The 17,774-nt window shown below is 59.8% G+C and carries 16 protein-coding genes and 1 riboswitch; of the genes, 12 read left to right on the forward strand and 4 right to left on the reverse strand.

Annotated elements, in window-relative coordinates; translation table 11 throughout:
- The first annotated feature begins 133 nt into the window (after positions 1-133).
- On the forward strand, positions 134-412 hold the full coding sequence (locus AC07OG_RS05100) for a hypothetical protein (protein ID WP_060539444.1): 279 nt from the start codon (positions 134-136) through the stop codon (positions 410-412).
- 58 nt (positions 413-470) lie between these two features.
- On the opposite strand, the gene AC07OG_RS05105 is transcribed toward AC07OG_RS05100, so the two are convergent.
- Positions 471-1,637 carry a 1-acyl-sn-glycerol-3-phosphate acyltransferase gene (locus AC07OG_RS05105; RefSeq protein ID WP_060539445.1) on the reverse strand — a complete coding sequence of 389 codons (1,167 nt, stop codon included), beginning with the start codon at positions 1,635-1,637 and terminating at the stop codon, positions 471-473.
- Positions 1,638-1,776: 139 nt separating this feature from the next.
- Here AC07OG_RS05105 and AC07OG_RS05110 point away from each other — a divergent pair, with 139 nt between their 5' ends.
- The 4 genes from AC07OG_RS05110 (at position 1,777) to AC07OG_RS05125 (ending at position 3,897) form a co-directional block, all read left to right on the forward strand.
- The gene (locus AC07OG_RS05110; protein ID WP_060539446.1) at positions 1,777-1,959 is read left to right on the forward strand and encodes a CPXCG motif-containing cysteine-rich protein; all 183 of its coding nucleotides are present in this window, start codon (positions 1,777-1,779) and stop codon (positions 1,957-1,959) included.
- A 9-nt stretch (positions 1,960-1,968) separates the two neighbouring features.
- Positions 1,969-2,229: a putative signal transducing protein gene (locus AC07OG_RS05115; protein ID WP_060539447.1), complete on the forward strand. Its 261-nt coding sequence runs from the start codon at positions 1,969-1,971 to the stop codon at positions 2,227-2,229.
- 35 nt (positions 2,230-2,264) lie between these two features.
- Positions 2,265-2,888: an SOS response-associated peptidase gene (locus AC07OG_RS05120; RefSeq protein WP_495066383.1), complete on the forward strand. Its 624-nt coding sequence runs from the start codon at positions 2,265-2,267 to the stop codon at positions 2,886-2,888.
- Between the two features lie 190 nt (positions 2,889-3,078).
- Complete coding sequence (locus AC07OG_RS05125; protein WP_495066384.1) at positions 3,079-3,897, forward strand: M48 family metallopeptidase; 819 nt, start codon at positions 3,079-3,081, stop codon at positions 3,895-3,897.
- 130 nt (positions 3,898-4,027) lie between these two features.
- On the opposite strand, the gene AC07OG_RS05130 is transcribed toward AC07OG_RS05125, so the two are convergent.
- The 3 genes from AC07OG_RS05130 to AC07OG_RS05140 all read right to left on the reverse strand — a co-directional run bounded on the left by AC07OG_RS05130 (position 4,028) and on the right by AC07OG_RS05140 (position 6,874).
- Positions 4,028-4,612: a TMEM165/GDT1 family protein gene (locus AC07OG_RS05130; RefSeq protein WP_495066385.1), complete on the reverse strand. Its 585-nt coding sequence runs from the start codon at positions 4,610-4,612 to the stop codon at positions 4,028-4,030.
- 89 nt (positions 4,613-4,701) lie between these two features.
- Positions 4,702-4,826: riboswitch (yybP-ykoY riboswitch) on the reverse strand.
- Positions 4,827-4,876: 50 nt separating this feature from the next.
- Positions 4,877-5,875 (reverse strand): methyltransferase, encoded by a 999-nt coding sequence (locus AC07OG_RS05135; protein ID WP_495066386.1) that lies wholly within the window; start codon positions 5,873-5,875, stop codon positions 4,877-4,879.
- 33 nt (positions 5,876-5,908) lie between these two features.
- The gene (locus AC07OG_RS05140; RefSeq protein ID WP_495066387.1) at positions 5,909-6,874 is read right to left on the reverse strand and encodes a 2-hydroxyacid dehydrogenase; all 966 of its coding nucleotides are present in this window, start codon (positions 6,872-6,874) and stop codon (positions 5,909-5,911) included.
- A gap of 91 nt (positions 6,875-6,965) precedes the next feature.
- Here AC07OG_RS05140 and AC07OG_RS05145 point away from each other — a divergent pair, with 91 nt between their 5' ends.
- The 7 genes from AC07OG_RS05145 (at position 6,966) to AC07OG_RS05175 (ending at position 17,757) form a co-directional block, all read left to right on the forward strand.
- A complete protein-coding gene (locus AC07OG_RS05145) occupies positions 6,966-7,595 on the forward strand; it encodes a LysE family translocator (protein WP_060539453.1) in 630 nt (209 codons plus the stop codon).
- A 315-nt stretch (positions 7,596-7,910) separates the two neighbouring features.
- Positions 7,911-9,593, forward strand: coding sequence for a fatty acid--CoA ligase (locus AC07OG_RS05150; protein ID WP_060539454.1), 1,683 nt, complete (start codon positions 7,911-7,913; stop codon positions 9,591-9,593).
- A gap of 340 nt (positions 9,594-9,933) precedes the next feature.
- On the forward strand, positions 9,934-11,835 hold the full coding sequence (locus AC07OG_RS05155) for a DUF1302 domain-containing protein (RefSeq protein ID WP_495066388.1): 1,902 nt from the start codon (positions 9,934-9,936) through the stop codon (positions 11,833-11,835).
- Between the two features lie 28 nt (positions 11,836-11,863).
- Positions 11,864-13,228 carry a DUF1329 domain-containing protein gene (locus tag AC07OG_RS05160; protein ID WP_060539456.1) on the forward strand — a complete coding sequence of 455 codons (1,365 nt, stop codon included), beginning with the start codon at positions 11,864-11,866 and terminating at the stop codon, positions 13,226-13,228.
- 260 nt (positions 13,229-13,488) lie between these two features.
- The gene (locus AC07OG_RS05165) at positions 13,489-16,227 is read left to right on the forward strand and encodes a winged helix-turn-helix domain-containing protein (RefSeq protein WP_495066389.1); all 2,739 of its coding nucleotides are present in this window, start codon (positions 13,489-13,491) and stop codon (positions 16,225-16,227) included.
- 88 nt (positions 16,228-16,315) lie between these two features.
- Complete coding sequence (locus tag AC07OG_RS05170; RefSeq protein WP_495066390.1) at positions 16,316-16,957, forward strand: MBL fold metallo-hydrolase; 642 nt, start codon at positions 16,316-16,318, stop codon at positions 16,955-16,957.
- A gap of 95 nt (positions 16,958-17,052) precedes the next feature.
- Positions 17,053-17,757, forward strand: coding sequence for a YiaD family glycine zipper/OmpA-like lipoprotein (locus AC07OG_RS05175; protein WP_060539459.1), 705 nt, complete (start codon positions 17,053-17,055; stop codon positions 17,755-17,757).
- Positions 17,758-17,774: the final 17 nt, after the last annotated feature.

Consider the following 17,774-nt stretch of genomic DNA (forward strand, 5'->3'; position numbering starts at 1 on the left):
GACTCAGGACAGCAAAGGCTCAATTGTTTCGTTTTTTGTCGGAAAGCCAGGGCATGGTCGCAGGCTTTCGGTAGAATCCGCGCCGCAGTCGCAGCTCCCGCGTCTGCCACACTGGTTTTGCTCGAGGTTTGTGATGTCGCTGCATTTGATGACGCTGTTTACTGCCCATCCCGCCAAGTTGATCAATCTGCTGGCCTTGCTCTTCGCCTTCCCGGGCGGCTGGTTGCTGCACGCCACCCGTCGTCGCGAACTGCGCGCGATGGCCAGTCTGCAGACGCAGCGCCAGAGTCGTGCCAATGAAGAGCCGATGCTGGATTGGGCGACCTTGCGCATGAACCGGTTTTTCTACTGCTTCGGGTTTGCCTGCATGGGGCTGGCGTTGCTGGTGTCGTGGATCAGCACGCAGGTCTGACTTGTGATCCTGTATTGAAAAAAAACGGCGCCATCAGGCGCCGTTGTCGTATCCGCGATTACAGCGGCAATCGCGCCTTCACCCGATACTGATTGCGCACCGGCGTCGCATATTGCAGCACCAGGAATGGCCGATGCTCGGCGGGGCAAGCATCCAGGCGTTGCTGCCATTCTTCCTGGGCCTTGGCCAGTTCATCGGCGCCGAACACTTCGGCGGCTTTGGGCACCTGCAGTTGCGGATCCGCGTCTTGCCATTGTGCATACGCCAGGTAGTGCACCGGGAACAGGCGATAGCCCCCCAGAATCTGCTTGTCCATCTCGACCGCAAGTTGCTTGGTGTCTTCGAACAGTTCGGTGATTGGCGCTGCGAAGTTCACATGCACCCGGCCCTTGTAGCCGGTGATGCCCTTGGCGATGCTCACGTCGTCCTCGCCCGGCACTTTTGTGTAGCTGCCGGTGGTGGCGCGGATGTACAGCTCGCGGGCCTTGGCCTGGTCGCACGGGTCGTATTCGTAGCTGATCGATACAGGCGTGAGGTTCAGCGAACGGATGACCTCACCGAACGGCTCATCCTTGCGGCTCATGTGGAACATCTTGAGGATCGCCGACTCGGTACGGTCGTCGCCGTCCTTGGCACGGCCTTCGGCCTGGGCGATCCAGATCGAGGCGCAGTCGTTGCGGATCGAATGGTTGATGTACGCCGACAACAGTTGATAGGCGGCCATCTTCTCGCGACGTCCGGTAATCGAACGGTGCACGATGAAACTCTTGTTCAGGCGCATCAGGTCGCTGACGAAGGGCTTTTGCAGCAGGTTGTCGCCAATCGCGATGCGCGGCGTCGGCAGGCCGGCGTGGTACACGGCATAGTTGACGAAGGCCGGGTCCATCACGATGTCGCGGTGGTTGGCGATGAACAGGTACGCGCTGCCGGACTTGAACTGCTCCACGCCGGTATAAGTGACGCCGTCGGTGGCCCGCTCGATGGTGTGGTCGACGTAAACCTCGACTTTATCCTGCAGCGTGGCGACCGAATGCACACCGGCGAACTCACGGCGCAACCGATGAGCTATAAGAGGTTTGAGCGCCCAGCCTAAAGCGCCAGCGAAACGCGGGAAGCGGAAGTGGGTGAGGATATCTAGAAACGCCTTGTCGCCGAGCAGCCGGTCCAGCACCGCTGGGACTTCGCTGTCGTCGTAAGGTCGGATGGCATCGAATTCGCCCATCATGCTCTCTTGTTAGAAACGGCTAGGGTAAGTAAAGGTTTTGATCGAAAACCGGCAGGGTACGGTCTGAAAAAGTAGCCAGACAAAAATAGCCCTGCAAATAGACCGGCGATTATACGCACAAGTCACCTGGGAGACCGCGATGCTGGAAACCGAGCGCTATGAATGTCCGTATTGTGGTGAGCCCGCTGAGGCCGTCCTGGATTTGTCCGGGGGCGATCAGAACTACATTGAAGACTGCCCGGTCTGTTGTCGGCCGATCCGGTTCACGCTGCAAACCGATGGTCAGGAATGGATGCTCGAAGTTCACAGTGAAAATGAGTGAGACTCCTTTATGCAGCGAATCTACGAACCGGAAAACCTGATGGAAGGCGAGTTGCTGCAAGGCATGCTCGCCAGCGAAGGTATCGAGGCGCATCTGGTGGGCCGCGATCTGGTGGGGGGCAGTGGTGAGTTACCGATCTTCGGCCTGCTGGGACTGGCGGTCGATAACGACCAGGCGCAATACGCCCGCGAGCTGATCACCGCGTACAATGCCGCGCTGCCGCTGTCCGGGGATGAACCGGAGAGCTTCCTCGGCACGCTGGTCTGTTAGGCTGGCGTTCGTTTGATCAAGAGTCGTGCTGCCCCATGTGTGGACGTTATGCCCTGTTTCGCTGGAACCCCGCCTTCGCGGCCCTGCCAGGCTTTCCCGCCGACCAGAAGGCGCAGTGGAACATTTCCCCCAATGATTCTGTATTGATGCTGCGTGCCGGACTCGACGGTCAGCGTGAGTTGGCGCGCGCGCGTTGGGGGCTGACACCGCCCTGGCTGACCGACCTGTCCCGCACGCCGGCCCATGCTCGCGCGGAAACCGTGGCCGAGCAGCCGATGTTTCGCCAGGCGTTGCGCGAGCGCCGCTGCCTGCTGCCGGCCAACGGTTTCTACGAATGGCGCGGCACCACGCGCAAGCGTCCGTACTGGCTGACACCGGGGGAGGGTTCGTCGTTGTTCTTTGCGGCGATCTGGGAAGCGTATCCGGTACAGGAACAAGTCTGGCTGAGCACAGCGGTGATTACCCAGCCGACAGCAAGCCAGCGGCGGCCGTTGATTCTCGATGAGGCAGGGCAGGCTGCGTGGCTTGACCCCGAGACACCGCTGCATGCCTTGCAGGCATTGCTCGCCAGTGAGCCTGCGGCATTGCGCGAGCGGGTGCTGGCAAACATGGTGAATGATCCCAAGCTCAATGGGCCGGAGTGTCTGACTCCGGGCTAGGCGGGGCCGCCGAAAAGATCGCAGCATAATGCAATTCCTTCAGGGTGTTCCCACGCTCAACTCAACAAATGTGAATTTTTTCTCCGGGCAATGAGAGCTTTAGCCCAATTGCGCGTCTTAATTCTATTGTATCTGGCGTCAATACATCTCCACGCCTAGGATACGCGGCATGTTTTCAGGGAGTTTTTTGATGAACAAGACATTGGCTTTGTGTGCGCTGAGCACAACTCTGCTGCTCGCTGGATGCCAGTCGGTCAATACCACCAGCGGTGGTGCGGTGGGCGTCGAGCGCAAGCAGTACATGTTCAGCATGTTGTCCTCGCAAGAGGTCGACCAGATGTACGCCCAGTCCTATCAGAAGAGCGTTGGCGAAGCGTCCAGCAAAGGCGCGCTGGACAAGACCAGCAACGATGCTAGGCGCGTTCAGGCGATTGCCGACAGGCTGATTGCCCAGGCGCCGAACTTCCGTCCTGATGCAGCCCAGTGGAAATGGGAAGTCAACTTGATCAAGAGTGACCAACTCAACGCCAGCTGCGGGCCTGGCGGCAAGATCTTCTTTTACAGCGGGCTGATCGACAGCCTGAAGCTGACCGACGATGAAATCGCCGCGATCATAGGTCATGAGATCGCCCACGCGCTGCGTGAGCATGGCCGTGAAGCCATGTCCAAGGCTTACGGCATCGAAATGGCCAAGCAGGGCGCCGGTGCCTTGCTCGGCTTGGGTCAGGATACCCTGGCGCTTGCTGATACCGTGGCCAACTACGGCATGACCCTGCCCAACAGCCGCGCCAATGAAAACGAGGCGGACCTGATCGGCCTCGAACTGGCCGCGCGTGCCGGGTACAACCCGAATGCCGCGATCACCCTGTGGAACAAGATGAGCAAGGCCTCCGAAGGTTCGCCACCAGAGTTCATGAGCACTCACCCGGCTTCTGCGAGCCGTATTGCTTCGTTGCAGGCGGCGATTCCGAAGGTTATGCCGCTATATGAGCAGTCCAGGAAATCCTGATACTTATTTGTCATCAGTAACGCCTCATCGCTAGCCGGCTAGCTCCCAAAAACAGGTGCGCGATGCCAATCCATTGTGGCAGCCAGCCTGCTGGCGATGAACGATAACTCGGTGTTACTGACTCACAGCATCAAACCCAGCCGCTACTCTGCATCGCTTTGTACACCGCAACGATCGCCAGGATGAAGAACGCCGAAGCCGCCAGGCGGCGGATCAGCGTCAACGGCAATTTATCCGCGGCAAAGTTACCCGCCAGAACCACCGGTACGTTGGCGATCAGCATGCCCAGCGTGGTGCCGATGATCACCAGCCACAGTTCCGGGTATTGCGCGGCGAGCATCACGGTCGCGATCTGGGTCTTGTCGCCGATCTCGGCGAGGAAGAATGCGATCAGGGTGGTCAGGAAGGGGCCGAACTTGCGAGCGGTACTGGCTTCGTCGTCATCCATCTTGTCCGGCACCAGGGTCCATAGTGCGGTTGCGGCAAAGCTGATTGCAAGAATCCAGTGCAGCCAGGTATCCGAGAAGAAGCCGCCGACCCAGGCACCTATCGCACCGGCAGCCGCATGGTTGGCAAGGGTGGCGGCGACGATGCCGGCGATGATCGGCCAGGGCTTGCGGAAACGTGCTGCGAGAATGAGCGCGAGCAGTTGCGTCTTGTCGCCGATTTCGGCCAAGGCAACGACAGCAGTAGGTACGAGTAGTGAATCCAGCATCAGGGGTTTTCCTAAGGGGCGGGTCGACACGGCTATGACACGTACAGCCTTCCCGCCCCGGGTAAGGTGTTCGTGTCATAGGTCTTGTCAAACCCTGCGATCCGTCTGATGCGGACGCTGGGGTCGCATACGCCATGGTCTGAGGACCAAGTATGTTGACGTATGCCGGACGAGCATGGCGCTCGTGGGAGACTACTCCCCTAGGACGGAGCGGATTCTGCCTATGCAAAATCCATTCGGCAAGCCTTCTTTTTCGAGGAAGTATTAACCGCGTTTGGCCCGGTAGATTCGAAAACCCTGTCCCTCGGCCTTGATCGCGCAGACGCCGAGATGCTCCTCGATCAGTGGCTGATACTTCAGGAAGCTATTCGCCACCAGTCGTAGTTCGCCACCGTTTTTCAGATGTTTAGCCGCTTTTCGCAGCAAGTTCTCTGTGGCGAAATAATCGGTGTGGACCCCGACATGGAACGGCGGGTTACTCAGAATCGCGCTCAGACCCATGGGTGCGGCATCGATGCCGTCACCGGTAATGACCTCGGCTTCCAGACCGTTGGCAGCCAGGGTCAAGCGGCTGCTGGCGGCGGCGAAGGCATCAACGTCCAGCAACGTCACCTGATTGTGCGGGTAACGGCGTTTCACCGCCGCACCCAGAACCCCTGCACCGCAACCGAAGTCCAGCAAGTGGCCGCTTGGCAGTTTGTCCAGGTGTTCGAGCAACAGCGCGCTGCCGCGATCCAGGCGGCCGTGGCTGAATACGCCGGGCAAGCTGATGACTTTCAGCGGGCCTTCGGCCAGCGGCAACTCATAGGTTTGCGCCAGGCTTTCCAGCGGTTTGGCTTGTGGCGCATTGGCTACGGTGACCAGCCAGAGCTGGCAGTGCCGCGCGCTGTCGAGCTTGCGTGGCTTGCCGAACGGGTTGAGCTGTTTGGCTGCGCCTTCGATGCCGCTTTTTTTCTCACCGACCAGGTACAGCTCGCGACCGGCCAGCCGCGACGCGAGTGCGTTGAGGATGTAGTCGGTCAGGTCCTTGGACTTGGGCAGAAACACCACGGCACTCTCGAATGCACGCTCAGGCGCGTTCACGCCAAAATGGCTGCGCTCGGCAAAGCGTGCATCCAGCGCGGCCTGATCGCCGGCATGCCAGCACCAGCCATGGGCGTCGGGCAAGCGGCCCAGCAAATCATCGGCGGGCAAACCGGCCAAAAGCACCGAGCCCTGGAATAATTCGGCCTGACGAAGCAGTACTTCACTGCGCGGATCCATAACTGCTCCTGTGAAAAAAAGTGCCGCAGTTTATCAACTGACGACCCGCAGCGCCTTACCGCTGAAGTATCCCAAGGCGTTTTCGGTCAATTGGCCAACGATTCTCTGCCGTGCTTCACGGCTTCCCCAGGCGTTGTGCGGGGTGACGATCAGGCGCGGGATGTCATGGGCCAGCAACGGATTGCCGTTGTTCGGCGGCTCCACGCTCAAGACGTCAGTGGCAGCGCCACCCAGGTGGCCACTGCGCAAGGCGTCGGCCAGTGCCTGCTCGTCGATCAGGCCACCGCGGGCCGTGTTGACCACGAATGCGCCGGGCTTCATTGAGGCCAGTTCGCCGGCCCCAATGAAGTGACGGGTGTGTTCGTTGAGCGGGCAGTGCAGGGTCAGGGCGTCGATCTGTGGCAGCAGTTCGTCCAGCGGCAAGCGATCCGGCCGGGCAGGGCGCCCGGGAATCTGCCCGAGCAACACGCGCATGCCGAAGGCTTCGGCCAGCCGTGCGACGGCGCCGCCCAATTCGCCATGGCCAAGCAAACCCAGGGTTTTACCTTCCAGCTCGACGATCGGATAGTCCAGCAGGCAGAACTGTCTGGCCTGCTGCCAGCGACCTGCGCCGACGGCTTTCTGGTAGTCGGCCAGGCGCGTGGCCAGGTTGAGCAGTAGCATGATCGTGTGCTGGGCCACCGATGGCGTGCCATAGCCCTGGCAATTGCACACGGTAATACCATGGGCGCGGGCGGCCGCGAGGTCGACGTTGTTGGTGCCGGTGGCAGTAATGAGAATCAACTCAAGCTCGGGGCTGGCCGCCATGGCCGCCGCATCGATGAGGATTTTATTGCTGATGGCCACCGTAGCGCTCTTGAGGCGATCGATCACTTGCTCCGGCGACGTCTGAGCGAACAACTGCAACTCACCGAAACAAGCGCGCAGGGGGTTCAAATCGAGGTCGCCGAGGTCCAGGGAAGGATGGTCAAGGAAAACGGCGCGGTGAGTGTTCGTCATCAACTGTACCTTTTGTGCAATGAACTGAAGGCGTAATCTGCCGAGCCTACCAGATGAAATAAATAGTTACGCTTGGCCTTAAGGAGCTTCAATGTACTGGACAGAGTTCTTGACCGTTGCCCTGATTCACTTGTTGGCAGTGGCCAGCCCGGGCCCTGACTTCGCCGTGGTGGTGCGTGAAAGCGTGACCCACGGTCGCCGCGCCGGCACATGGACGGCGCTGGGTGTGGGCACGGCGATTTTCCTGCATGTCGGTTATTCACTGCTGGGCATCGGCCTGATCGTGTCCCAGTCCATCATGCTGTTCAACGCCTTGAAATGGGCCGCCGCCGCTTATCTGCTGTACATCGGCTTCAAGGCGCTGCGTGCACGGCCGGCCAAGCCAGTGGCGGACGATCTGCACAAGGAAGCCGGCGAGCGCACCGCGCGTGGGGCCTTCACTTCAGGGTTTGTCACCAATGGTCTGAATCCGAAAGCCACGCTGTTTTTCCTCTCGCTGTTTACCGTGGTGATCAACCCCCACACGCCGCTGTCTGTGCAGGCCGGTTACGGGGTTTACCTGGCGGTGGCGACGGCAGCCTGGTTCTGCCTGGTGGCGATGCTGTTCAGCCAGCAGCGCGTGCGCGCCGGTTTCGCCCGCATGGGCCACTGGTTCGACCGGACCATGGGTGCGGTGCTGATCGCAATCGGCGTGAAGCTGGCGTTTACCGAAATGCATTGATCCAATGCGCAGCCACCGCCATTGCTGGCAAGCCAGCTCCCACAGAAATTGAGGTCGCGCGCGCAAGGAAGTTGTGCGCGCAGAACTGTAGGAGCAAGCTTGCTCGCGACGAGGCCGGTACAGCCGCGACTGCGTCGACAGACACGCCGCCTGATAAGCCAGCTCAAGTGGGTGAACAATACGCGACACTTGATGGCGCAACGCTAGCATTTGCGAGGTTCTGCAAATCATTCCTTTGGCTGATTTGGCTGACGATCAGGAGCACTACAGTGCTAGCTTTCAGCCACGACCGTGCAGTCAGGAAAAGGGATTATTATGTTGCAGACTCGCGTTATTCCCCCAGCCGAAGGCGCTTACCAATATCCACTGCTGATCAAGCGGCTGCTGATGTCTGGCGCACGTTACGAGAAAACCCGCGAGATCGTTTACCGCGACAAGTTGCGCTACAGCTACCCGACCCTGATCGAGCGGGTCGCCCGGTTGGCCAATGTGCTCACGGCGGCGGGAGTCAAACCCGGCGATACCGTGGCGGTAATGGATTGGGACAGCCATCGTTACCTGGAATGCATGTTCGCCATCCCGATGATCGGCGCGGTGATCCACACCATCAACGTGCGCCTGTCGCCGGAGCAGATCCTCTACACCATGAACCACGCCGAGGACCGCTTTGTGCTGGTCAACAGCGAGTTCACCGGGCTGTACCAGGGCATAGCCGGGCATCTGACCACGGTCGAGAAAACCCTTCTGCTGACCGATCTGCCGGAAAAGACAGCCGAGCTGCCGAACCTCATTGGCGAATACGAAGAGTTGCTGGCGGCCGCGAGCCCAAAATACGACTTCGAGGATTTCGACGAAAACTCGGTCGCAACCACCTTCTACACCACCGGCACCACGGGTAATCCCAAGGGTGTGTACTTCACCCATCGGCAACTGGTGCTGCACACCATCGGCGTGTCGACCATCATGGGCGCGATCGACAGCGTGCGTCTGCTGGGCACCAACGACGTCTACATGCCGATCACCCCGATGTTCCATGTCCATGCCTGGGGGCTGCCGTATGTGGCGACCATGCTCGGGCTCAAGCAGGTTTATCCCGGCCGGTATGACCCGCAATACCTGGTAGAGCTGTGGCGCAAAGAGAAGGTGACTTTTTCCCACTGCGTACCGACCATCCTGCAGATGGTCCTCAATGCCAAGGCGGCGCAAGACGTCGACTTCGGCGGCTGGAAAATCGTCATCGGCGGCAGCGCGCTGAATCGCTCGCTGTACGAAGCGGCCAAGGCCAAAGGTATTCAGTTGACCGCCGCCTACGGCATGTCGGAAACCGGGCCGCTGGTGTCGTGCGCGCACCTGAACGACGAACTGATGGCCGGCAGCGAAGACGAGCGCACCACCTACCGGATCAAGGCCGGTGTGCCAGGGCCATTGGTAGAAGCCGCCATCGTCGACGCCAACGGCAACTTTCTGCCAGCCGATGGTGAAACCCAGGGCGAACTGGTGCTGCGCGCGCCGTGGCTGACCGAAGGCTATTTCAACGAGCCGCAAAAGGGCGCGGAGCTGTGGGCCGGGGGCTGGCTGCACACGGGTGACGTAGCGACCCTGGACAGCATGGGGGTGATCGACATTCGCGACCGGATCAAGGACGTCATCAAGACCGGTGGCGAGTGGATCTCCTCCCTGGATCTGGAAGACCTGATCAGTCGCCATGTGGCGGTACGCGAAGTAGCAGTGGTGGGCATCGCCGATCCACAGTGGGGCGAGCGTCCGTTTGCCTTGCTGGTGCTGCGCGAAGGGCACGAAATCGGGGCCCGGGAACTCAAGGAACACCTCAAGCCATTTGTCGAACTGGGGCACCTGAGCAAGTGGGCGATTCCGAGCCAGATTGCCCTTGTTACTGAAATTCCCAAGACCAGTGTCGGCAAACTCGACAAGAAGCGGATTCGGGCCGACATCACTGAATGGCAAGCCACCAATAGCACCTTCCTTTCGACGCTTTAAGTCTCTTCTGGCGTGTCCGAAAGGACACGCCAGCCCCACCAAGCAAGCGCTTGGCTTGTCAAATCCGTAATTTCAGCCATCCTTGCCGAGCCGACGTGTGTCGGACTGGCGAAAGGACTGTTCCAGAGTGGCTGGCAGCTGCAAATCACACTTTAGAGGGATCAAGCACTACAACCTGCTGGCTATAGTCCGTGCATGGATTTTTAGAAACGGAGCAACCGCACGAACAGGGGCGATGCAACTTTGGAATGACTTTGGGATGCCTTGGCTCCCGGTTATCCCAAGGCGTTTTTAAAAGTGCTCACTGCCATAAAAATAAAATGCACATGGAGTAGCGTCGATGACATCAGTAAACCAGTTCTGGCGCCGGGCGAAATTGCCTTTGGCCGTCAGTCTTGCCTCTACGCTCGCCGGGCCAGCATTCGGCGTCAGTTTCAACGTTGGTGAAATCGAAGGTCAGTTCGATTCGGCTCTGTCGATCGGTGCCAGCTGGTCTACCGAAAGTGCCAACAAGAACCTCATTGGCGTCAACAACGGCGGCCAAGGCCTGTCCCAGACCTCCGATGACGGTCACCTGAACTTCAAAAGCGGCGAAACCTTCTCCAAGATCTTCAAGGGTATCCATGACCTTGAATTGAAATATGGCGATACCGGTGTTTTCGTCCGTGGCAAATACTGGTACGACTTTGAGTTGAAAGACGAAAGCCGTCCGTTCAAGGACATCAGCGACGACAACCGCAAGGAAGGCGCCAAGTCCGCCGGCGGCCAGATCCTCGACGCCTTCGTCTACCACAACTACGCCATTGCCGATCAGCCGGGTTCCGTGCGTCTGGGCAAGCAGGTGGTGAGCTGGGGTGAAAGTACCTTCATCGGCGGTGGCATCAACTCGATCAACCCGATCGACGTGTCCGCGTTCCGCCGTCCGGGTGCCGAGATCAAGGAAGGCCTGATTCCGGTCAACATGTTCTATGTGTCCCAGAGCCTGACCGAAAACCTCTCGGGCGAAGCCTTCTACCAAATTGAATGGGACCAGACCGTCGTCGACAACTGCGGCACGTTCTTCTCACAGCCAGACATCGTTGCTGACGGCTGCAATAACAACCTGCGTGTGCTGAACAAGCGTTCGCAGATTCCGGCCATTGCCCTCGGACCTTTGGCCGCCAACGGCGTCGACGTCAACAATGAGGGTGTTCTGGTACGCCGTGGCGCGGACCGCGATGCCCGTGATGGCGGCCAGTGGGGCGCGTCCTTGAAGTACATGTTCGACCCGCTGGACACCGAGTTCGGTGCCTACTTCATGAACTACCACAGCCGTGCGCCAATCTTCAGCGCCACCGGTGCGCCGCAGTCGGTCTACAACACCGCAGCAGGCCTGCCAGGTCCGTTCGCCGCGCTGGCGCCACTGCTGGTTGCAGGTAATTCGCAGTACTTCATCGAATATCCTGAAGACATCCGACTCTATGGCCTGAGCTTCTCTACCACCCTGCCTACCGGTACGGCGTGGAGTGGTGAGGTCAGCTACCGTCCGAACGCACCGGTGCAGCTCAACTCCACCGACATCCTGTTCGCCGGTGTCCGTCCTATCGGCAATAACAACCCGAACAACCCGTTGACCAACGCATCGCTGCTTACCGGTGTGCCGGGTCAGGACCTGCACGGCTACCGTCGCAAGGAAATCACCCAGTTCCAGACCACCCTGACGCACTTCTTTGATCAGGTGATGGGCGCGAGCCGTTTGACCTTGGTAGGCGAAGTGGGCGTGACACACGTCGGCGGCCTGGAAAGCACCTCCGACGTGCGTTATGGCCGCGATCCGGTCTACGGTCCGGGCGAGTTGCCAGCCACTGGCGCGCTCGATACCTGCGTGGCGCTGAACAGCAGCACCATTAACGGCGCCGGTCCGGGTACGCCGACCAACAACCGCAGCCGCAACTGCGACAATGAAGGCTTCACCACCTCGACATCCTGGGGCTACCGCGGTCGCGCCATCTGGGAATACAACGACGTGTTCGCCGGTGTGAACCTCAAGCCTAACGTGGCCTGGTCCCATGACGTGGAAGGTTACTCCCCTGGCCCTGGCGGCAACTTCGAGGAAGGCCGTAAAGCGGTAAGCCTGGGTGTCGACGCCGAATACCAGAACACCTACACCGCGAGCCTGGCCTACACCAACTTCTTCGACGGCAAGTACACCACTGTGGATGACCGCGACTTCGTTGCGCTCAGCTTCGGCGTGAACTTCTAAGCACTGCATTTTCAGGACGAACACACATATGAAAATAACAAAGAGTCTGTTCCACGCCGGTGTTCTGGGGCTTTCGCTGCTGGCGACCAGCGTCATGGCGGCAGTGCCGGCAGCCGAAGCGGACAAGCTGGGCAAGAGCCTGACCCCGATGGGTGCCGAAATGGCGGGTAACGCCGACAGCTCGATCCCTGCCTGGAAACCCATGGCAAAGAACGCCGGTACGGTCGACAGCAAAGGTTTCCTGTCCAATCCATACGCCAGCGAAAAGCCGTTGTTCACCATCACGGCGCAGAACGTCGACCAGTACAAGGCCAAGCTCGCCCCGGGCCAGTACGCGATGTTCAAGCGCTACCCGGAAACCTTCAAGATGCCGGTCTATCCGTCCCATCGTGGCGCTACCGTGCCCGATGACGTATTCGCCGCCATCAAGCGCAACGCCACCAACACCAACCTGGTGTCGGGCGGCAATGGCTTGGAAAACTTCGAAACCGCGGTGCCGTTCCCTATTCCGAAGACCGGCGTTGAAGTCATCTGGAACCACATCACCCGCTATCGCGGTGGCAGCGTGACCCGCCTGGTAACCCAGGCCACGCCGCAGCCGAACGGCTCGTTCAGCCTGGTGTATTTCCAGGACCAGTTCGTGTTCCGCGACAAGATGAAGGACTACGACCCGAAAAATCCGGGCAATATCCTGTTCTACTTCAAACAGAAAGTGACCGCGCCGGCGCGTCTGGCCGGTGGTGTGCTGCTGGTGCACGAAACCCTTGACCAGGTTAAGGAACCGCGTTCGGCGTGGGTCTACAACGCCGGTCAGCGTCGTGTGCGTCGCGCCCCGCAAGTGTCCTATGACGGACCGGGTACCGCAGCCGACGGTCTGCGTACTTCCGATAACCTGGACATGTACAACGGTGCGCCGGATCGTTACGACTGGAAACTCGAAGGCAAGAAAGAGATGTACATCGCCTCCGACAGCTACAAGCTCGACGATCCGACCCTCAAGTACACCGACATCATCAAGGCCGGTCACATCAACCAGGATCTGGCGCGTTACGAGCTGCGCCGGGTGTGGCATGTGGTTGCCACCTTGAAGGAAGGTCAGCGCCACATCTACGCCAAGCGTGACTTCTACATCGACGAAGACACCTGGCAAGCCGCGGTGATCGACCACTATGACGGCCGTGGCCAACTGTGGCGCGTAGCCGAGGCACATGCCGAGAACTACTACGACAAGCAAGTGCCGTGGTATGCCCTCGAAACCCTGTACGACCTGCAATCGGGTCGCTACCTGGCCTTGGGCATGAAGAACGAAGAGAAGTCGGCGTATGACTTCGGCTTCCAGGCAACCACCAGCGACTTCACCCCTGCCGCCCTGCGCCAGGATGGTGTTCGCTAAGGTGACATGAGTAGAGGCCGCACCCTCTGAAAAACGCCCCGACCGGTTCGGGGCGTTTTTTTTGACGTTGAAAAAGATCCTCGTTTCACCTGTAGGCACTGTGTAGGAGCTGTCGAGTGAAACGAGGCTGCGATCTTTTCGATTACGAAGCGCAAGACTTTTTGTAGCCATTTGTAGCAATTACCTTCATTCCCTCGCCGATTACGGCTAGTCTGCGGACATCTGCAACGCCGCCACCGCATTTCAAACAAGAGCCGGCTATGACTGATTTGGCTATACCCCCAGGTTCTGCAACCGTTGCTGTCGCGACACTGGACGGGCGTTTTTTTCGCCCGCCATTGCCCGACGGCCATGTGCTGCGTCCGCGCCTGTGCGAGCGCCTGAGCGCCGGGCTGGGTGGCCGGTTGTTGCTGGTCAGTGCGCCTGCAGGGTTCGGCAAAAGTTCCTTGGCGGTGGAGTTCTGTCAGGCATTGCCGGCTCACTGGCAAAGCCTTTGGCTGGGCCTGAGCCCGCGAGACAATGACCCGGGGCGTTTTCTCGAACGCCTGCTCGAAGGCCTCCAGGATTACTTTCCGGACCTGGGCAGGCAGTCTCTCGGGCTGCTGAAAATGCGCCAGCGCCATCAGCCGTTTGCCTTCGAAGAATGGCTGGACGGGCTGCTCGACGAACTGTCCGAACATCTGTCCATTGCGACGCCATTGCTGCTGGTGCTCGACGATTATCATCTGGCCCAAGGGCCGGTTCTGGATCGTTGCCTGCAGTTTTTCCTCAACCATCTTCCCGATGGCTTGCTGGTGATGGTCACCAGTCGGCAGCGCCCCGACTGGCATCTGGCGCGGTTGCGACTGTCGCGGCAACTGCTGGAGTTGCATGAGCAGGATTTGCGCCTGACCCACGATGAAGCCTTGAGCCTGCTCGATCGCCACAGCACTTCCTTGCGCGGGGAGGCGCTGGAGAACCTGATCCAGCGCAGCGAAGGCTGGGTTGCAGGCTTGCGCTTCTGGCTTCTGGCGGCCTCCGAAGCCGGCACCGATGGTGCGTTGCCCCAATCGTTGCATGGCGGGGAAGGGCTGATCCGCGACTATCTGCTTGAAGAGGTGATTGATTGCCTGCCTGCCGAGGTCCAGTCATTTCTCTATGACACCGCACTTCAGGAGCGTTTTTGCAGCGAACTGTGCGACGCCGTTCGCGACGCCCATGACAGTGCCGAGATCCTGCGATTCCTGCTGGCCCATCAGGTGTTCCTGGTGCCCCTGGATGAGCATGGTCACTGGTATCGCTATCACCATCTGTTTTCCGACTTGTTGCGCACACGGCCAGCCTCCCAGTCGATGGTCCCGGCGGCCAGCCTGCACCTGCGAGCGTGCCGCTGGTTCAACGCCCAAGGGCTGCTCGACGAAGCGGTAGAGCAGGCCTTGCGTGCCGGCCATCTGGACGTCGCGGCGAATCTGGTACAAAACCTCTCTGAAGAACAACTGCTGGCCGAGCAGAATGTCGGCATGTTGCTGCGCTGGAAAATGGACTTGCCCGACAGCCTGCTGATCAGCACGCCGCGCCTGATCGTGCTCTACAGCTGGGCCTTGGGCATGGCATGCCAGCTGGACGCCGCCGAAGAACTGGCCAGTCATTTGAGTCGCTTCCTGCCTGCACCGTCGGCGACCGCGCAAAGGTCCATGTTGGCGCAGTGGCTGGCGTTGAGTGGAATCATCGCCCGCGGGCGCGGCAATCGTGAACTCACGCTGCGCTATTGCGGCGAAGCGCTGGAAAGCCTGCCGTGCAAGCGCTACGGACAACGCCTGATGTGCCTCTCGACCTTGTCCAACCTGGCCATTGCCGACGGCGACTTGTGGCGTGCGCGGGGCCTGAATCGGGATTCGCTGGAATTGGCGCAACGGGTCGGCAATCCACTGTTCGAAGCGCTGGCCCACTACGACCGCGCCCGTGTCCTGCAGGCGCGGGGGGAAGTCTTTCGGGCGCTGCAGGAAGTCCGCCAGGGTTTACAGCGACTTCAGGGACTTTCCCCGCAACGTCTCTATGCCGTTCGCGCACGACTGACCCTGTATGAAGGCTTCCTGTTGGCGCAGCGACTGCAGCCACAAGCAGCCCGAGTGCGTTTACAGGCCGGTCTGAACGAGGCGCGGGCCTGCCGCGATATCAGCGTACTGATAGGTCACTGTGTCATCGCCAGGGTTGAAGGCAGCAGCGGCGAATTTGCCAAGGCCTTTGCCGAACTGGCCGAAGCCGAACGACTGATGCATATCTGGGATGTCCCGCCGATTTACTATCTGGCGATGATCACCCTGGTCAAATGCGAACTCTGGCTTGCCCAGGGACGCACCGATCTGGCCGAAGCCTGGCTGTCACGATTGGGGCAGACCTACACCGGCGAGCACGCGGCAGCGCCCCCGGAATTCCACCCACAATTGCCACTGCATATCGAATTGCAACAAGCCTTGCTGGAGGTTATCCAGGGTCAACCGATGCTGGCCGAAGGGCGTTTGAATGCGCTGCTTGAACATGGCCAGAAAACCGGTCGGCAAATGCTCAGTACCATGGCGCTGACTCAGAAAGTTGCGTTACTGCTGGGCAGCGGGCGCGAGCCCGAGGCACGCAAAGCCCTGGCTCAGGCACTGGACGTCGCAGGCGGAGGTGTGCTGCAACCCTTTGAAAGATTGCTGGCCGAGCATTCGGACTGGCTGCGGGCTCAGTTGCAACTCTGCCCGCCGACACCTGTTTCACAGAGCCTGATGGAAAAGTTGCCGATTATGGTCGTTCGCCCCGCAGTGGAAGCCAGTGCGACGGCAGAACAGCTCAGCATGCGTGAACTGGCGGTCCTGCGCCTGATTGCCCAAGGTTGCTCGAATCAGGAAATCAGCGATCAACTGTTTATCTCATTGCATACCGTCAAGACCCACGCCAGCCATATCAACAGCAAGCTTGGGGTGGAGCGGCGTACGCAGGCGGTGGCGCGGGCGAAGGAGTTGGGGGTACTGAGTTAAGGAATTCTTCACGTTACACATCCCGGGCGATGGACCGATACTCAAGTATGCGAAAATCGCCCGTCCCCGTTTATTCGAGCAGGCTCTGATGTCCCAACAACCTTCCCTGATCCGCGAAACCTTCCCCGTCGGCCCTTTGCAGTGCAACTGCACGATCATCGGCGATCCGGTGACGAAAAAGGCGATTGTTGTCGACCCGGGTGGCAATCATGAACTGATCCTCGCGCGGCTCGATGCCCTGGGCCTGAAGGTGGTCAGCATCATCCACACTCATGCACACCTGGATCACTTCCTGGCTTCCGGTCAGCTTAAAGAGAAAACCGGTGCGACCCTGCATCTGCATAAAGAAGATCAGTTTCTCTGGGATAACCTGGAAATGCAGTGCCAGATGTTCGGCGTTCCCTACACCCCGGTGCCATCTCCGGACCGCTGGCTGGCCGATGATGAAGAACTGGCCTGCGGTTGCGGAGTGGCGCTGCACACGCCGGGTCACACGCCAGGTTCCATGAGCTTCTGGTTTTCAGACGCCAAACTGCTGATTGCCGGCGACACCTTGTTCCGTCGTGGAGTAGGGCGCACCGACCTGTGGGGCGGCGATCAGGCGACTATCGTGCGTTCGATCAAGCAGCGGCTGTACACCCTCGACGAAGAAGCGACGGTGGTGACGGGGCATGGTCCGGATACTCGCCTGGGCGACGAAATGCGCGAGAACCCTTTTGTACGGGCTTGATTTGTAACTCACGGAATTTTTATCGCATCCAATGATCTAACGCCCGCAAAGGCCGATGGTCCATTGCACCATAGAATGCAAAGTAGGAGCTCTTCATGTTCACCAAGCGTCGTTTGATTATTGTCGCTACCGCTGTGGCCTTGCTGTCTGGCTGCGCCTCGCCTAACCCTTACAATGAGCAGGGGCAGGCTGATGGCGGCTCCCAAGGCATGAGCAAGACCGCCAAGTACGGTGGTCTCGGCGCACTGGCCGGCGCTGTGGCGGGTGCCGCCATCAACCACGATAACCGTGGTAAAGGCGCGTTGATCGGTGCTGCGGTGGTCGGTGCTTCTGCTGCCGGCTACGGTTATTACGCCGACCAGCAAGAAAAGAAACTGCGCGCCAGCATGGCCAATACCGGTGTTGAAGTGCAGCGTCAGGGCGACCAGATCAAGCTGATCATGCCCGGCAACATCACTTTCGCCACCGATTCGGCGAACATCGCCCCAAGCTTCTATCAGCCGCTCAACAACCTGGCGGGCTCGTTGAAAGAGTTCAACCAGAACCAGATCGAGATCGTCGGCTACACCGACAGCACCGGCAGCCGCCAGCACAACATGGACCTGTCCCAGCGTCGTGCCCAGAGCGTGGCCACCTACCTGACTTCGCAAGGCGTCAGCGGTGCCAACCTGAGTGCCCGTGGCGCCGGTCCGGATAATCCGGTTGCCAGCAACGGTGACACCAATGGCCGGGCGCAGAACCGCCGTGTCGAGGTCAACCTCAAGGCGATCCCGGGCCAGCAGTATGGTGCCCAGCAGTAAGGCTGGATTTCAGCAGT

The organism is Pseudomonas sp. GW821-FHT09H03 (assembly GCF_059415945.1).

Coding starts and splice junctions, on each gene's coding strand:
- AC07OG_RS05120 (WP_495066383.1), top strand. CDS start 2,265: ATGTGTGGACGTTATGCCCTGTTTCGCTGGAACCCCGCCTTCGCGGCC.
- AC07OG_RS05125 (WP_495066384.1), top strand. CDS start 3,079: ATGAACAAGACATTGGCTTTGTGTGCGCTGAGCACAACTCTGCTGCTC.
- AC07OG_RS05130 (WP_495066385.1), bottom strand. CDS start 4,612: ATGCTGGATTCACTACTCGTACCTACTGCTGTCGTTGCCTTGGCCGAA.
- AC07OG_RS05175 (WP_060539459.1), top strand. CDS start 17,053: ATGTTCACCAAGCGTCGTTTGATTATTGTCGCTACCGCTGTGGCCTTG.
- AC07OG_RS05135 (WP_495066386.1), bottom strand. CDS start 5,875: ATGGATCCGCGCAGTGAAGTACTGCTTCGTCAGGCCGAATTATTCCAG.
- AC07OG_RS05100 (WP_060539444.1), top strand. CDS start 134: ATGTCGCTGCATTTGATGACGCTGTTTACTGCCCATCCCGCCAAGTTG.
- AC07OG_RS05155 (WP_495066388.1), top strand. CDS start 9,934: ATGACATCAGTAAACCAGTTCTGGCGCCGGGCGAAATTGCCTTTGGCC.
- AC07OG_RS05105 (WP_060539445.1), bottom strand. CDS start 1,637: ATGATGGGCGAATTCGATGCCATCCGACCTTACGACGACAGCGAAGTC.
- AC07OG_RS05150 (WP_060539454.1), top strand. CDS start 7,911: ATGTTGCAGACTCGCGTTATTCCCCCAGCCGAAGGCGCTTACCAATAT.
- AC07OG_RS05110 (WP_060539446.1), top strand. CDS start 1,777: ATGCTGGAAACCGAGCGCTATGAATGTCCGTATTGTGGTGAGCCCGCT.
- AC07OG_RS05160 (WP_060539456.1), top strand. CDS start 11,864: ATGAAAATAACAAAGAGTCTGTTCCACGCCGGTGTTCTGGGGCTTTCG.
- AC07OG_RS05145 (WP_060539453.1), top strand. CDS start 6,966: ATGTACTGGACAGAGTTCTTGACCGTTGCCCTGATTCACTTGTTGGCA.
- AC07OG_RS05140 (WP_495066387.1), bottom strand. CDS start 6,874: ATGACGAACACTCACCGCGCCGTTTTCCTTGACCATCCTTCCCTGGAC.
- AC07OG_RS05170 (WP_495066390.1), top strand. CDS start 16,316: ATGTCCCAACAACCTTCCCTGATCCGCGAAACCTTCCCCGTCGGCCCT.
- AC07OG_RS05115 (WP_060539447.1), top strand. CDS start 1,969: ATGCAGCGAATCTACGAACCGGAAAACCTGATGGAAGGCGAGTTGCTG.
- AC07OG_RS05165 (WP_495066389.1), top strand. CDS start 13,489: ATGACTGATTTGGCTATACCCCCAGGTTCTGCAACCGTTGCTGTCGCG.